The following is a 13873-nucleotide window of genomic DNA, read 5'->3' as shown; positions in this document are numbered from 1 at the left end:
GGGACAATTCGGCATAGTTCACAAAAAACTTATCAAGGCTACTATCTTACCATCATTACTTCTTGGCCACTACCCCCTGGTTGTTTTTGTGATAAAAGTCTGTCGATTTTTCTAATCCATCTAAAATGCAATTGTACAATATTGTCTTTCTTGTCTTTTTGAGTGGTTTTGCTACTTCAGTTTTAACAGGAATTTTAGGTTTAATTTTTATGTCTTGAGTTTTCTGATTAGCAATTACATTGTGCAGACTTTCTCGCTGTATATTGAGAGATTTAACCTCTTCTTTAAGCCGCTCGACTTCGATCACAATTGAGTTGTATTCTGCTTCAATCGTGGTTTTTAATTTAGTTTTGCTATCAATTGCCTGTACAAGTGTTATTCTTTTATTTTTCAGGTTTAAAATCTGATTTTCAATGCTTTTTAAATTTTCGGCATGGCTGCGGATATTTTCAAGTTCTCGGTCAGATTTTTTGCTTAAAACGAAGGCACTACTAAGGGTGCTAATTGTCGCTATACCACCTATGGCAGCACTTTTAGGAATATTTTTTTCTACTGCTATACCCAAACTAAAAGCAATACTAAAGCTTAACGTTCCCAATAAAAGTAGATTTTTCATAACTCAATTGACCCTGATTTGATAGCAGCGCTGAAATTTTATTGTCTTTGTTTTAAACTGGTTTGATAACTCTAAAAGTTAGATTGATTCTCGGTTCCACAAATTTAGAAGTTTTAGGGATTTGATGTTGCCAGCAGTGCTGGGTTTCACCTTTCATCAATAGTAAACTACCCTTGGGCAAGTCCAGATTAATTTTGGAGTTTTCTGATGTTTTATGTTTTAAGGAAAATCGGCGATTTCCCCCAAAGCTAATTGAGGCTATAATAGGATTTTTACCTAATTCTGGCTCGTCATCGCTATGCCAGGAAACGCTATCTTTACCGTGACGGTATAGATTGAGAAGCACGCTATTAAAAGTAACTTCTGATATCTCTTCAGCCTTTGATTTAATTAATTTGAGTGCGGGAGTCCAAGGATCGGGATGCTGTTCGATGCCGGAATATGTATAGGATTTGCCTTCATCTCCATACCAACCTGTAAGTCGGGGTAAAGGTATCTTTTTTCCATAAAAATGAATAATGTCCTGTTTCCAGTTAATACTAGAATATAAATCTGAAAAAAGACGATCGCTTTCTTCGATGCTAAAAAAATTGGGATAGAAGATCACTTCTCCATCAGTATCAATAACTACTGTTTTTTGCAGATTGTTGTCTAAAAATGGATCGCTGCTATCTAGCTGATTATCCCCAAGTCTTATCTGATGATACATAATAGCCTCAAATCGAATCAATGAGTGTGGAATGATGATTTGGCATGATTGCTGTGATTTTTACATCGATCTCAACTGCCCGCAAACCCAAGAAACCGAGTTTTTGGCTGATTCTGTCAGCTATGACGAAGTATTGTCGCAAAAAAACCGGTTTCTGACGGCCCGCAAACCCAAGAAACCGGGTTTTTGGCTGATTCTGTCAGCTATAACGAAGTATTGTCGCAAAAAACCCGGTTTCTGACTACCCGCAAGCCCAAGTCAGACTAATAGAAAAAAGAAGGGCTTCATTCCTCTAATTAAAGCCGCACAACATACTCAGAAGACTTAGCAGGTACTTGACCTTTTTTGGCCATAGCTTGGTAAATCATGGCTGCTACTTCAGCGCGAGTTGCTGTTCTATTAGGCTGCAAAAGTGCGCGCTTCGGGTGGTTGACCACAATGCCAGCTTCCGTGGCTGCTGCTACTTTGTTAACTGCCCATTTCGGCACTTTTGCCCTGTCTGTATAAACTTGTAAAGTTTTGGTTGTTTTTGTTGATGGTTTCAGCCTCAAACCGCTCGCTAAAGCTGCGATGACTTCGACACGCGGAATCTGTTTTTCGGGACGGAACTCATTGTTTGGGTATCCTTTAAGATATCCAGTTGTGACGGTATGGTCGATCGCCGGAGCTACAGGACTCTTGTCTTTTACGTCTTTAAAATCAATCGGTTTTCGGATCGGCTTTTTGTCGTCGGACATTCGCTGAATCAAGCGCGCTAGTTCGGCTCGCGTCATCGGTTCGTCGGGGCGAAATTTGTTGTCGGTGAAATCAGTAAAGATTTTGCGATCGACTAAAGCGACAATGAACGGACGCGCCCAATATTTGTCTGGAACATCGGATAATCTAACGGGCCCAACTTTGGGTTTATCGGCTTTGGGTTTATCGGCTTTCGGTTTGGTAGTTGCTGGATCGGGAGTCGATGGCGCAATTGGCTTGGGAGGAACAACGATTACACCTACGGGAGGATTTTCCGGTAAAATCGGCCCTAAAGGTGCAACAGTTGCGACATCCGGTTTTAACGGAACGGGGGTTGCAGCAGGCGATCGCAAATCCGAACTTGGCGATTCTGGCGTTAATATTCCCGGAGTCGCGGGCGTAACAGCAGGCTGAGAAAAAACGGCTGGAAATTGCCAATTTCTGGCATTCAATCGATCGGGATTTTTACCTGTTACCCAAAATAAAATTGCTCCCATCGTGCCGAAGGCAACCAAGATAGCAATCAATTCATCCAATCCTAGAGGATTTCTTTCCCCTGACGGGGGTTGTGAAGAAGACATATTGTCACCTACAGACCAATGTAGAAATTAAATCACATATTTTTTGGGTCTGGGGGAAACAGAGAAGGCTAAATCAATTATTCCAAAGTTTTCACTCTCCCTACCTGGGGCGGCGTGGCATCGGGAGAATATATAAAATCAACTTTTACCGATGTCATTTGTTGATTTTTGCCATCTTCAACTCAGCGCCTTCTACTCCCGAAAGAGCGATTCCGACTCGGTTGACGAGAATTCCTGCCACTACCAAAACTTGGCTGTCGCTTGTTTTGATTTTGACGTGGCTGGGGCGATCGCCTCAAAGTGCTGCCACCGTAACCCGAACCGGTCGATCGATTGCCATTGGGACGTACTGAGGGTCTTACTGGCTGGTTGTATGTGGGCGATCGCAGGCGGCCGGTTGTCCTTAAAACTTGACGGTTTCTCACCTCTGGAGGCGGAGTTCGGTAGCGAGTTTGATATTGGTTAACAGCTTGGCCGTAAGTATTGCCATAGCCCCCATATCCTGTCATAATTCCCGGCTGATAGACTGGTGGCATATAATATTGCGGTCTAAATAACAAACTGCCGATCGCCTGACCGGCAACAGCTCCAGCAAACGGCGCCCAGAAGCCAGATTGCTGCCGTACTACTACGGTTTGTGGCTGACCGGTTTGAGGATTAGGAACAGTTTCGGTAACGTTGTGGACGTACTCAATTTTAAAATCTTCTGTCAAATGCAAAACCGCTTGATTGTTATCCAAGTTTAGATAACTTTTCTTGCCTGCAGATATTTCTTCATCTGTTAAGCGAGCCATTTGTAAATCCCTAGTCCGGTAAACTGGGGGACTGCCGGCGGGAGTATTCAGCAACATCAAACTGTATTCGCCATCCGCATCGTCGTAGGTAGCTTGCTGTACAGGATATTGACCTTGAGCCAAGTTATTGTTTGGTGCAGGACGCACTGTGTTAATATTTGGATTGCCAGCAGGATTTGTAGAATTTTGTCTACTAGGAGAACCGCAGGCGGTTGCCGTCAATAAAAAAGTTAAAGCCATTAAATAAATTGTCAGTCTTCGCAGCATCATAAATAGTAATTGGTAATTGGGCATCGGGCAGCGCGCATGGGGCAGCGCGCATTGGTAGCAAATAACAAATAACTAATAACTAATAACTCCTTCCTTAAAGGGGAATAAGTTCTGGGAAATTAACCAACACTTGGTCGTTGGTAAGTTCGTCTCCCAACTGTGCGGGAGAAAAGTGAACTTGCACAGCTCGGAGCCTTTCTTGGTAATGTAAATTAATCAGTGCTTTTAAACCGACTTTCAGCGCGCTGATGTCAGCGAGGTCAGTTTCTAGGGCAGGAACTTCGCCTTCATAAGCAACTGTCAGCATCACCACCACATTTCTAGTTACCGGCAAAGACAAGGGGGATTTTTTATCGTAAACAGATGTACTGTATTGAGGCTCGCTGAGATAGCGATCGGCTGAATCAGTGAAAAGTTCATCCACATAATCGCCGGCTTCGCCTTCATTCCAAAAAACATCGCCTTCGTTGGCGGCTGCTTGCCAGTAGTTGTCGTACTGCAACAGGTGATTGCAAATTTCTACAAGACCTTCTCCTAAAACTGCTAGGTCGCCATCGGCATCAATTGCTTCTCTGGCGGTGCGGTTGAGAACTCCTAACAGCGGTGCAACTTCTTCGCCTGTTAGGTGAACGAACACCCGGCAAACTGCCAATCTAGTTTTACCTGTAAATTGATTGAATCGATCGCGCCAAGCATTCATAATAACCTCTAGTTGTAATCTGTAGGGCTATATTTCCAACGATAGCAGGCGATTTGCACTCTTGCCGTCTAACCTCAGATTGATATCGATGGCATTTTGAGCGATCGCCTCGGCAGCGTACTGTCTCGCTTTGAATCATCTAATTTTATAACAGTTTTCAATCGGATCAAATACAGTTCAAATACAGTAGGGAAACCGCACAGCATTGTCCTGACGGAGAGCGGCGACTTTTAATAATTGCTATGAGATTGATGATTGTAGCCAGAGTTTTTTTATTTAGCTTAATTCAGCCTTCCTTTGCTTTGCCGAAATATGAGATTGTGTGCTATCGATTCATCTGTCTATTGTTGGCCGTGCTTCGCGATCGCCATGACAAGAAATTGTAGGGTAGATAATTTCGACTCAAAAAACCTCCAATCTTGCAAAATTGGAGGTGCGCTAAGCGAATACTTTGGTTTGAGATAACTATTTGACGATCGCGCTTTGGACTTGTTCGATCGCAATTTCAGAACTCAAATCAGCAACTGGCGAAACTGGCAAATCCAGCTCGCCGCCTGGAGCTTCTGGGTGTTCGCGAACGACTGCAACCGCATCTGCTGACTCAGCTACAGCACCCGCCGCCGTCAAATCGAGCAAGGCAGGAACTTCCATGTGTCCAGAAACACCTGCATCTGCCATCGGAGCCGACTCTTCAAAAACTTCAAAATTATCGGTCATCGCAGCGCAAGCAGCAGAGGCGCGCTTGCCGGCACGGTAGCTCATGTAGGCCGCTCCGCCACCCAAAACTCCAGCCAAACCTAGGAAACCGAGAGCTGCTGTTTTGTAGGATTTCCACGGATTCATGCGCTCCGAGCCGCCGGAACCTAGGATCGTTGTCGCAGAACCCGATTTAGCTGCCCCTGATTTGCTGTAGGAACAGGGGAAAGCAGATGCGGCGTCACCTATGGCGATGCTGCTTGCGATCGCGACGACGGAAGCAATGCCAGCTAACACTTGAAACTTCTTCATGGTGCTGTGCAGATTGTAAAGGATAATTAAAAAATTAATGGTAACAGCTCTTTACAAATGTATCAACTCTGCGCGCCGCCCATATCGAGGATCGATCGCAAAAGTCAGCTATAGCCTCACACAATTCAAATTTAAAATTGCCAGCTTAAACATCTAAAATGCTTATTCTGTAAGCATTTGAACTAACAGCTCGGTAGAAGTTCAAGTTTTGTGAACCAATACTTTGATCGCGCCCACATTAGAAAATCTGAGGTGGGACAGTAGAAATTTTAATTACAGAATGACAAACACTTGGTGACAAACTACTTTTAAGGCTACTTTTGTAAAGGCTTAGTTATTGGAATAACTCTTATTTTTATGACAGACAACGCGACTCAAGGCATTGAGCGAGCTCCTCGCCGATTGTTGGTGACGGGCGGGGCTGGATTTATCGGCTCGAATTTTGTGCATCACTGGTGCAGCAGCTATCCGGGCGATCGAGTAGTCGTACTCGACGCTTTAACCTACGCCGGAAACCGACAAACCCTGGCAACTTTGGAAGGAGGCGAAAATTTTCGGTTTGTGCAGGGGGATATTTGCGATCGTACCTTAGTCGATACCTTGCTCCAAGAAGAAAACATCACCACAGTCGCGCACTTTGCCGCAGAATCCCACGTTGACAGGTCAATTATCGGGCCTGCCGCCTTTGTTCAAACCAACGTTGTCGGAACCTTCACACTTTTAGAAGCCTTCCGCAAGCATTTTGAACCAATTGATGAGCCATCTCTCAAAGCACAAATGCGCTTCCTCCACGTTTCTACCGACGAAGTTTACGGCAGTCTCGGCCCCGATGACCCAGCCTTCACAGAAACAACTGCCTACTCGCCCAACAGTCCCTACTCAGCCTCCAAAGCTGGCAGCGACCACCTCGCCCGCGCCTATTTCCACACCTACGGCGTCCCGACAATTATCACCAACTGTTCCAACAATTACGGCCCCTATCACTTCCCAGAAAAGCTCATTCCATTAATGTGCATCAATATGTTATTGGGCAAACCGCTGCCAGTATACGGCGACGGTCAAAACGTGCGAGATTGGCTCTACGTTCTCGACCACTGCCGCGCTTTAGATGCCGTTATTCACCGTGGTCAGCCTGGGGAAACCTACAATGTTGGCGGCAACAACGAGGTTAAAAATCTCGATTTAGTCAAAATGCTGTGTCAGCTAATGGACGAATTAGCTTCTGATTTACCCGCCCGTCCTTGCGAACAATTGATCACATTTGTCAAAGACAGAGCCGGGCACGATCGGCGTTATGCTATTGATGCCACCAAAATTAAAACCGAGTTAGGTTGGACTCCCTCAGTAACAGTTGAAGAAGGTTTGCGACAGACTGTAGAATGGTACTTAGCGCATCGGGAGTGGTGGGAACCCCTGCTTTCGGAGGAATATCAAACTTACTACCGGAAAGTCTACTCTAACTAATCTACTCCTGGACGCACGGGCTACCACGAACCAGAACCACTAAAAAACTGGTTTTTCAGCTCAAGAGTGCGTCCAGAAAGGTTTCTGTCTTGCCTTCAAGCTTTACATTTTAACTCTTGGCGCAGAAACCGGGTTTGCAGGAGGAAAATCATTCGTTAAGTGCGATCGATCCGAATTGAAAAACCTGTTGTCTTTGGTCTTTGCACCTAACTTCAGATTTAATTAGGCAAAGGTGATATCACACATATTTGCTCTTGTCAATCTTTGTGAAGATTTAGTGAAAAATCATCCCAAACGCATAAATTCAAGTGTTTGTAGCTGATAATTTTAATAGGGTTACAAGAGTAAGCATTTTAGAAGCTTTTAGGAAAAACAAAAAGCAGCAATGACCGAAATAAACTCGCTCAAGCACATCCAAGAACCTAAATACTGGCTGTTAGGCATCGCCTGCGGTTTGATTGCCATACACCTAACTCTGACTTCCAGAACAAACGATACTGACCTGTTCGGTACAATGTTACTTTTTTGGGGAGTCGTAGCATTTTTAATTTGGGAAAGGCACGAATCCTTAACTTTTGAAAGCGGAGTTTTTGCCAGCTTCTTGGGGTCATCCTTAATTGCTTTAATATTGCTCAAAAGTTCGTCGATATCTGGATACGACTTTTTCATCCGAGCAACGCCTTTTTTGTCAGGAATCAGTCTTGCATTGCTGGCTTCCGGCACAAAAGGACTGAAACAATATTGGCAGGAACTTCTAATTCTTGGCTATACAGCTATTCCTCCCGGATTAATCGGAGTCTTCGTTGATGTCGCCCTATTAACAGCAAAATTTTCAGCTTTCCTCCTGCACTATATAGGATTTGAAGTGGTGCGGAAAGGGGTTTTTCTAATCCTGGAAAAGGGCAGCGTGGAAGTGTATCACGGCTGTTCCGGCGTAAATGCGATGCTACAATTGTTAGGACTAGCTCTGGTTTTCTTACTGATGTTTCCTACCACTACGGGTCAGAAAATTGTATTGCCATTCGTAGCCATAATTACTGCATTTCTAGTTAATGCCGCGCGAGTTGGTCTCCTGGCCGTGCTGGTATCGCTATCTCAACCAGAAGCATTTAAATACTGGCACGAAGGAAATGGTTCGGTAATATTTTCGATGATTGCTGTATTTATTTTCGGGTTATTCTGCTGGTTTGCAATTTTGAAAGACCAACCCCCAAATCAGGAAGGACAGAATTGCTAATGGCTATTACATCTTGGAAACCACTTAGGCTTTCCCTGTTGGCTGTTACTTTGGGAGGGGTTTTGTTGGTTGCCGGAAAATTGGTTTTCTATCCATCGGACGGCAAGAATGTGGCAACCCCGTTTGAGTTTCCCGAGTCGGTGCCTCTAGCCGATTGGAAACTAAACAAGAGCGCGCTTCTGGAAATTAAGGAAAATTCAGAATTCAAAGCTGCCAGGAAATATGAATATCAAAAAAAGAGCATGGCTCTAGAAATAGAGATGCGCTATGCGGTAAACACCATTGGGGATGTGGAAGGTATGATGAAAGGACATACTATTCTCAAGTCGTATCCTGTTAAACTAGCATTGGCAAACACTCAAGGCGCGGGGTTTCACGGAATTGTGCAACAGCAAAATCGACTGTATTTGAGTTCGTGTATCAATCCTCATGGCAGTCCTACAGTAACTTCCCAACAGTTTAGATATAATCGAAATACTCGCGATTGGCAGCCAAACCGTATTCTCTTTTGGTTGTTAGGTAGGGGAAATATTCAAGACCGGCGCTGTTTGTGGACTCAGATGTCTGTGCCTTTGGATAAAACAACTCCAGAAGATGCCAAAAAAATTCTAGAGAATGCTTGGGTTTCTTGGTATGAGTGGTGGCAGCCGCGATTCCCCGAGCCTTGACTCGATTCAGTAGATTTTAGCTTTTAGCTTTTAGCTTTTAGCTTTACTCCACAGGTGAATCTGGAAGTTGGAACAAGAGTCTAAAATTTTTGACTCTCCACGACTGTTGTCGGGGGCTTGTATCCGTTATTGGGCGGCGTCAAGAGAGATTTTTCTTAACAACAACTCTGATTATTTTATGAATGACTTACAAGGCGAACAAGGTTTTTCTATCTACAGACTGCGTTGGATTGGCTACGGTCTATTAATTTTGTCTGTATTAGATACGATTGCAGTTCTTATACCCGCAAATTTTGGCAATCGCCTCTGGGAATTGCAGACGATTGGGGCTGTAGTGGAACGAGTGCCAGTTCCTCTACTGGCAATGGCGCTGATATTTTTTGGCGAAGGGTACGATCGCAGAGGCTTGGAAGAGGTTTTTTTGAAGGTTTTGTCTTGGGTTTGTCTGCTGCTAGGTCTAGTTTTTCTGTTGATGCTGCCTTTGGGAATTTTTGGCACTATCTATGTGAACAACCAAAACAACCAGCAAATTACTACTCAAGCAAACCAACAATTAGCTCAGTTGCAGCAGGTGGAAGACAGGTTAAAAAAGGGTAGTCCTGAAGATTTAAGGAATTTGGCGGGGGAACTTACGCGTTTGGGCGTACAAGCGGATACGCAAAACCCACAGCAATTGAAAGAGCAAATTCTTTCGAGAATTACTCCGGCTAAGGAACGGTTACAGACGCAAAGTGCTGCGGTTCAGTCTAGTCAGCGCGTGGGGTTATTTAAAAATGCTGTTAAGTGGCTGCTGGGCGCGCTGATTTCTAGTGTTTTGTTTTTTACGCTGTGGCGCGGTACTGACTGGGCTCGGTAGTAGTTTTGAGTTTTGAGTTGAGAGTTTGGAGCTAGTAAGGTGCGCCTAGCGCACCCGGAGAGGGTTGTTGATGACTAAGATGGGCATTGTGCACGCAGCCGGCTCAGGAGTGGTGAAGAAGACCCTCAAACTGTGGAAATTTCATTGGGGAACTCGCTCTTCTTCTTTTTAAAAGATATCGGTAATAAATCTTGTTTATTGCCGATAGCCAACACCTAGAATGAGGCAAATTCGTCGTTAGCGCAGCCCTCGAAGTCGATCGCACTTTGAGATGGCTGGCCTTGTACAATCCACCATCTAAAATCTAAAATCCACAATCTAAAATCCACAATCTAAAATCTAAAATCCACAATCTAAAATCCACAATCTAAAATCTAAAATCTAAAATCTAAAATTGATTGATGGTATTTTCTAGTTTGTCGGCAATGCCTTCAACCCAGTTTTCATCTTGTTTTGTATAGCTGCGGGGCGCGTTAGCACCTAAGATTAAAACGCCTTGGGTGCCGATAGGTTGACAGATGACTCCTTGGGTATTTTCTGGCAAATAGTCAAATTCAATTTTGCCGGGATAAATATTGAGATTTACTAAATAAATTGGTTTGTTTTTGTCGAGAACTCGCTGCAAAATTGGCCCTGGTTTGACTTCGGGATTGATGCCTAAAATACCGCGTCGCAATAGGACTTTTCCCTGATACACAATTACGATCGACCTTGTGGCGGTATTTGTCAACAGCAAACGCGACGCCCAGGCTAATTCTATTTTCACAGCCTCCGGTAAATCCGGCGCAAATTCAAAACCTTCTTCGCCGATAAGTTTTACGGAATCAGGCGATCGCGCTTGCACCTGCTGCCACAGCAAACCTGTTAAAATCAGCAATGCGCTGATAATTACTCCCAAAGCGTCCGATCGAGCTTGAGAATCTGTAATTTGCTCTGTCAGCAAGCGGTTTACCATTAGCAGCGTACCTGCTAACCCTCCTGCAACTAAGGGCAATTGCCGCAAAACTTTATTGGGATCAGATTTAGTCATTAGTCATTAGTCATTAGTCCTTGGTAATTGGTAATTGGTAGTTGGTAATTTAACTAATGCCAACTGCCAACTGCCAACTGACTTTATCCTACTTCTCCAATTTCGACAATTCGCTGGAAGAGATAGCCGGTGCCACGGGCGGTAAGAATTAATTCGGGATTGCTGGGGTCGTCTTCCAACTTTGCCCTCAGCCGCGAGATGTGAACATCCACTACGCGGGTGTCTACGTGGCGTTCTGGCGTGTATCCCCACACTTCCTGCAAAATTTCCGATCGCGAAAAAGGCTCTCCAGAACGGCTGACAAGCAGTTCTAACAGGCTGAATTCCATGCCCGTGAGCCGAATTCGTTCGTCGCCTTTGTAAACTTGGCGCTTGTTGGTGTCAATCCTAATATTGGTGACGTGGATGACTCCCGAACTGGGAATTCCCGATGCACCGTTTTTGTCAACCCGGCGCAGTACCGAACGGATGCGAGCTTCGAGTTCTTTGGGAGAGAAAGGTTTGACGACGTAATCGTCGGCGCCCAATTCTAAACCGGTGATGCGATCGGCTACGTCTCCCAAAGCAGTTAGCATGATGATGGGTACGTCTGACTCTTTACGCAACTCCTGACAGACGCCATAACCGTCTAGCTTCGGCATCATCACGTCCAAAACCACTAAGTCGGGTTCGGTGTTGCGAAATGTTTCGAGAGCTTCTTCGCCGTCAGCAGCGGTGACGACATCGTAGCCAATCATGGAAAGGCGAGTCTCCAGAATGCGGCGGATACTGGCTTCGTCATCGACTACCAGAATTTTTTCTTTATGGTTTTCCAAGTTACCGAGCACTCCTTAAGTTACATTTCAGATAATGTTATTTTTTTGTACCCTATCATAGAAGACACAAATTGAATCATGGGCGGGGATCGGTCTGAAAGCTTGATAATTGCTTTAACTCAGACTTTTCTAAATTTTAAGGGTGACTATTTATCATAAAACAATGCCTAAGCCTCGAATACAATATATTTGTCGGGAATGCGGCTATGATTCACCACAATATTTTGGCAGATGTCCTAGCTGTCAGAAGTGGGATTCTTTTGACGAGCAGTTAGAGCAACCTACTGCTGGTGTGCCGCGGGCTGGTTTAACTGGGGTGACAACTAAGACAGTGGGCGGTTCGCCCCCTGATAAGTCGAAGGGTCAACCAAGGGTATCTTTCAGATTATCGCAGATTTCCGACCAAACTCAGTCTCGCTGGCCTTCTGGTTACGGGGAACTCGATCGAGTTTTGGGAGGGGGGATTGTTCCGGGCTCGTTGGTGTTGATTGGGGGGGAACCGGGAATCGGGAAATCGACGCTGCTGTTGCAGGTGGCGAATATGTTGGCCCGCAAGGATAGAATACTCTATGTGAGTGCGGAGGAGTCGGGCCAGCAGGTAAAGTTGCGATCGCAGCGTTTGGGCGTAGCTAATCCGGTTGATTTGTCAAGCAACGGCGGACATAAATCCGGGAGTAACGGGGAAGCTAAAAAGGATTCGGAGGACAATTCAGCGGAGAATTTCTATTTGCTTCCAGAGACGGATTTAGAGGTTGTTTTGCGGGAGTTGGAAGCGCTGAAACCGAATGTGGCGGTGATTGACAGCATCCAAACTATTTATTTTGCTAGTTTAACATCGGCTCCGGGTTCGGTGGCTCAGGTGCGGGAATGTACGTCTGCTTTGATGCAGGTGGCGAAAAGGGAAAATATTACTTTATTTATTGTCGGTCACGTTACGAAAGATGGAGCTTTGGCCGGGCCGAGGGTTTTGGAACATTTGGTAGATACTGTACTGTATTTTGAGGGCGATCGCTTTGCTTCTCATCGACTTTTGCGATCGATGAAAAACCGTTTTGGCGCGACTCATGAAATCGGTGTTTTTGAAATGGTAGCCAACGGTTTGCGAGAAGTAGATAATCCGTCGGAGTTATTTTTAGGCAATAGAGATGAATTTTCTCCGGGTACTTCGACGACTGTTACTTGCGAAGGAACTCGACCGATTTTAGTAGAAATTCAGGCGTTAGTCAGCCCTGCAAGTTTTGGTTCGCCGCGCCGCACTACTACTGGTGTTGACAATGCTAGATTGCAGCAAATTTTAGCTGTTTTGGAGAAAAGGGTGGGGATTCCTTTATCTAAATTAGATGTGATTTTGGCGACGGTGGGCGGGTTGAAGGTGGATGAACCGGCGGCGGATTTGGCAGTTGCGATCGCCGTTGTGGCCAGTTTTCGCGATCGGGTGGTTGATGCACGCACTGTTTTGCTTGGGGAAGTGGGTTTAGGAGGACAGGTGCGGCCGGTTTCCCAATTAGAATTGCGGCTAAGGGAGGCGGCGAAATTGGGTTTCAAAAGGGCGATTATTCCTAAGAATCAACCGGTGCCGGAGTTAGGAATGGAGATTATTCCCGTGGCGAAGGTAATTGATGCAATTATTGCCGCGATTCCTGCTACACCGGCTCAGTTGCAGCCTGGTGATTTAGAGTTTCAGCCTGTGGATTTGGAGGAAGAGGATTTATCGAATTGAGTTTGAATGGTGATCTTGTAGATTGATATTAAGGAGGGACAAGTTATGTATATAGTAGACATTATTGAGGCTAAAGAAAAACTTCTGGAATTAATCGAAGCGGCGATGAGATGTGAAGAAATTTCGATTAGTAAAGATAACGAGCCTGTTGTAAAATTGGTAGGAATTCCCAAACAAACTAAACCCAATCGGCAAGCAGGAAGTGCTAAAGGAATGGTTTGGATGTCGGATGATTTTGACGAACCGCTAGAAGAGTTTAAGGAGTACATGGAATGAGGTTGTTGTTGGGCGCTCATGCCTTTATTTTGATGCTTATGCGATGATAGCGCGACTGGGGTGAATTAAGTTAGTGTAAAAATAAAGAGGCAAAAAGGAGGTAATAGCAACGTGAGCGTTAGATTACATCCCCATGCTCAAGCACGATTGATTGAGCGAGGTGCAACTGAGGCAGAAGTAATTGCTACTGTTGAAAGTGGCACAACTTTTCCCGCTCAATTTGGCAGAACCGGATTTAGGCGCAACTTTTCCTTCAATGCTGAGTGGCAGGGAAAAGTTTATGCTATGAAGAATCCCCAGAGATGATAATATAGGACTGGCTGGCAATAACCTTGCGCTGTACAAGTCTTGGGGGATGTCAGCCTCCCATCAAAAAATGCCAACAGGCGATCGC

At 45.0% G+C, this 13873-nt stretch carries 17 protein-coding genes; 8 read left to right on the top strand and 9 right to left on the bottom strand.

Going from position 1 to position 13873, the window contains the following annotated elements:
- Positions 1-55: 55 nt before the first annotated feature.
- Positions 56-616: a hypothetical protein gene (locus QUA10_RS27490; RefSeq protein WP_333085690.1), complete on the bottom strand. Its 561-nt coding sequence runs from the start codon at positions 614-616 to the stop codon at positions 56-58.
- Between the two features lie 52 nt (positions 617-668).
- On the bottom strand, positions 669-1346 hold the full coding sequence (locus QUA10_RS27485; protein ID WP_333085691.1) for an alpha-ketoglutarate-dependent dioxygenase AlkB: 678 nt from the start codon (positions 1344-1346) through the stop codon (positions 669-671).
- A 10-nt stretch (positions 1347-1356) separates the two neighbouring features.
- Here QUA10_RS27485 and QUA10_RS27480 point away from each other — a divergent pair, with 10 nt between their 5' ends.
- On the top strand, positions 1357-1566 hold the full coding sequence (locus QUA10_RS27480) for a hypothetical protein (protein WP_333086437.1): 210 nt from the start codon (positions 1357-1359) through the stop codon (positions 1564-1566).
- Between the two features lie 55 nt (positions 1567-1621).
- Here the strand turns inward: QUA10_RS27480 and QUA10_RS27475 are convergent, their stop codons facing one another.
- The 5 genes from QUA10_RS27475 to QUA10_RS27460 all read right to left on the bottom strand — a co-directional run bounded on the left by QUA10_RS27475 (position 1622) and on the right by QUA10_RS27460 (position 5413).
- The gene (locus tag QUA10_RS27475) at positions 1622-2641 is read right to left on the bottom strand and encodes an S-layer homology domain-containing protein (RefSeq protein ID WP_333085692.1); all 1020 of its coding nucleotides are present in this window, start codon (positions 2639-2641) and stop codon (positions 1622-1624) included.
- 77 nt (positions 2642-2718) lie between these two features.
- Positions 2719-2799 carry a hypothetical protein gene (locus QUA10_RS29225; protein ID WP_445242648.1) on the bottom strand — a complete coding sequence of 27 codons (81 nt, stop codon included), beginning with the start codon at positions 2797-2799 and terminating at the stop codon, positions 2719-2721.
- 24 nt (positions 2800-2823) lie between these two features.
- Positions 2824-3705 carry a hypothetical protein gene (locus QUA10_RS27470; protein ID WP_333085693.1) on the bottom strand — a complete coding sequence of 294 codons (882 nt, stop codon included), beginning with the start codon at positions 3703-3705 and terminating at the stop codon, positions 2824-2826.
- A gap of 94 nt (positions 3706-3799) precedes the next feature.
- A complete protein-coding gene (locus QUA10_RS27465; protein ID WP_333085694.1) occupies positions 3800-4405 on the bottom strand; it encodes a DUF1517 domain-containing protein in 606 nt (201 codons plus the stop codon).
- 465 nt (positions 4406-4870) lie between these two features.
- A complete protein-coding gene (locus QUA10_RS27460; protein WP_333085696.1) occupies positions 4871-5413 on the bottom strand; it encodes a hypothetical protein in 543 nt (180 codons plus the stop codon).
- A 357-nt stretch (positions 5414-5770) separates the two neighbouring features.
- Here QUA10_RS27460 and rfbB point away from each other — a divergent pair, with 357 nt between their 5' ends.
- From rfbB to hpsJ-A, 4 genes are all read left to right on the top strand, one after another.
- The gene (rfbB, locus tag QUA10_RS27455; RefSeq protein ID WP_333085697.1) at positions 5771-6877 is read left to right on the top strand and encodes a dTDP-glucose 4,6-dehydratase; all 1107 of its coding nucleotides are present in this window, start codon (positions 5771-5773) and stop codon (positions 6875-6877) included.
- Positions 6878-7262: 385 nt separating this feature from the next.
- Positions 7263-8114 carry a cyanoexosortase A gene (gene crtA / locus QUA10_RS27450; RefSeq protein WP_333085698.1) on the top strand — a complete coding sequence of 284 codons (852 nt, stop codon included), beginning with the start codon at positions 7263-7265 and terminating at the stop codon, positions 8112-8114.
- Entirely contained in the window at positions 8114-8782 is a 669-nt protein-coding gene (locus QUA10_RS27445; protein ID WP_333085699.1) for a cyanoexosortase A system-associated protein, read from the top strand. Before crtA ends, QUA10_RS27445 begins: the two co-directional genes overlap by 1 nt.
- Before the next feature lie 178 nt (positions 8783-8960).
- Complete coding sequence (gene hpsJ-A / locus QUA10_RS27440; RefSeq protein WP_333085700.1) at positions 8961-9638, top strand: HpsJ-like protein, cyanoexosortase A-associated; 678 nt, start codon at positions 8961-8963, stop codon at positions 9636-9638.
- A gap of 388 nt (positions 9639-10026) precedes the next feature.
- Here hpsJ-A and QUA10_RS27435 read toward each other — a convergent pair whose 3' ends face one another.
- Both QUA10_RS27435 and rpaB read right to left on the bottom strand, forming a co-directional pair.
- Entirely contained in the window at positions 10027-10668 is a 642-nt protein-coding gene (locus QUA10_RS27435; protein WP_333085701.1) for a cofactor assembly of complex C subunit B, read from the bottom strand.
- Positions 10669-10751: 83 nt separating this feature from the next.
- Positions 10752-11483: a response regulator transcription factor RpaB gene (gene rpaB, locus QUA10_RS27430; RefSeq protein WP_071587789.1), complete on the bottom strand. Its 732-nt coding sequence runs from the start codon at positions 11481-11483 to the stop codon at positions 10752-10754.
- Positions 11484-11646: 163 nt separating this feature from the next.
- Between rpaB and radA the strand changes: the two genes are divergently transcribed.
- From radA to QUA10_RS27415, 3 genes are all read left to right on the top strand, one after another.
- Entirely contained in the window at positions 11647-13203 is a 1557-nt protein-coding gene (gene radA / locus QUA10_RS27425) for a DNA repair protein RadA (RefSeq protein ID WP_333085703.1), read from the top strand.
- Between the two features lie 45 nt (positions 13204-13248).
- The gene (locus QUA10_RS27420) at positions 13249-13479 is read left to right on the top strand and encodes a type II toxin-antitoxin system prevent-host-death family antitoxin (protein ID WP_333085704.1); all 231 of its coding nucleotides are present in this window, start codon (positions 13249-13251) and stop codon (positions 13477-13479) included.
- A gap of 111 nt (positions 13480-13590) precedes the next feature.
- Positions 13591-13785: a hypothetical protein gene (locus QUA10_RS27415; RefSeq protein WP_333085705.1), complete on the top strand. Its 195-nt coding sequence runs from the start codon at positions 13591-13593 to the stop codon at positions 13783-13785.
- The last annotated feature ends 88 nt before the right edge of the window (positions 13786-13873 follow it).

It is taken from the genome of Microcoleus sp. Pol8_D6 (genome assembly GCF_036700965.1).
GTDB lineage: Bacteria > Cyanobacteriota > Cyanobacteriia > Cyanobacteriales > Microcoleaceae > Microcoleus.
This window is presented reverse-complemented; position numbering and strand designations above follow the sequence as displayed.

Excerpts from the sequence above, each read along its gene's own strand:
- hpsJ-A (WP_333085700.1), top strand. The coding sequence starts at position 8,961 with ATGAATGACTTACAAGGCGAACAAGGTTTTTCTATCTACAGACTGCGT.
- QUA10_RS27475 (WP_333085692.1), bottom strand. The coding sequence starts at position 2,641 with ATGTCTTCTTCACAACCCCCGTCAGGGGAAAGAAATCCTCTAGGATTG.
- QUA10_RS27480 (WP_333086437.1), top strand. The coding sequence starts at position 1,357 with ATGATGATTTGGCATGATTGCTGTGATTTTTACATCGATCTCAACTGC.
- QUA10_RS27445 (WP_333085699.1), top strand. The coding sequence starts at position 8,114 with ATGGCTATTACATCTTGGAAACCACTTAGGCTTTCCCTGTTGGCTGTT.
- QUA10_RS27460 (WP_333085696.1), bottom strand. The coding sequence starts at position 5,413 with ATGAAGAAGTTTCAAGTGTTAGCTGGCATTGCTTCCGTCGTCGCGATC.
- rfbB (WP_333085697.1), top strand. The coding sequence starts at position 5,771 with ATGACAGACAACGCGACTCAAGGCATTGAGCGAGCTCCTCGCCGATTG.
- QUA10_RS27435 (WP_333085701.1), bottom strand. The coding sequence starts at position 10,668 with ATGACTAAATCTGATCCCAATAAAGTTTTGCGGCAATTGCCCTTAGTT.
- QUA10_RS27490 (WP_333085690.1), bottom strand. The coding sequence starts at position 616 with ATGAAAAATCTACTTTTATTGGGAACGTTAAGCTTTAGTATTGCTTTT.
- QUA10_RS27420 (WP_333085704.1), top strand. The coding sequence starts at position 13,249 with ATGTATATAGTAGACATTATTGAGGCTAAAGAAAAACTTCTGGAATTA.
- radA (WP_333085703.1), top strand. The coding sequence starts at position 11,647 with ATGCCTAAGCCTCGAATACAATATATTTGTCGGGAATGCGGCTATGAT.
- crtA (WP_333085698.1), top strand. The coding sequence starts at position 7,263 with ATGACCGAAATAAACTCGCTCAAGCACATCCAAGAACCTAAATACTGG.
- QUA10_RS29225 (WP_445242648.1), bottom strand. The coding sequence starts at position 2,799 with ATGACATCGGTAAAAGTTGATTTTATATATTCTCCCGATGCCACGCCG.
- QUA10_RS27465 (WP_333085694.1), bottom strand. The coding sequence starts at position 4,405 with ATGAATGCTTGGCGCGATCGATTCAATCAATTTACAGGTAAAACTAGA.
- QUA10_RS27470 (WP_333085693.1), bottom strand. The coding sequence starts at position 3,705 with ATGATGCTGCGAAGACTGACAATTTATTTAATGGCTTTAACTTTTTTA.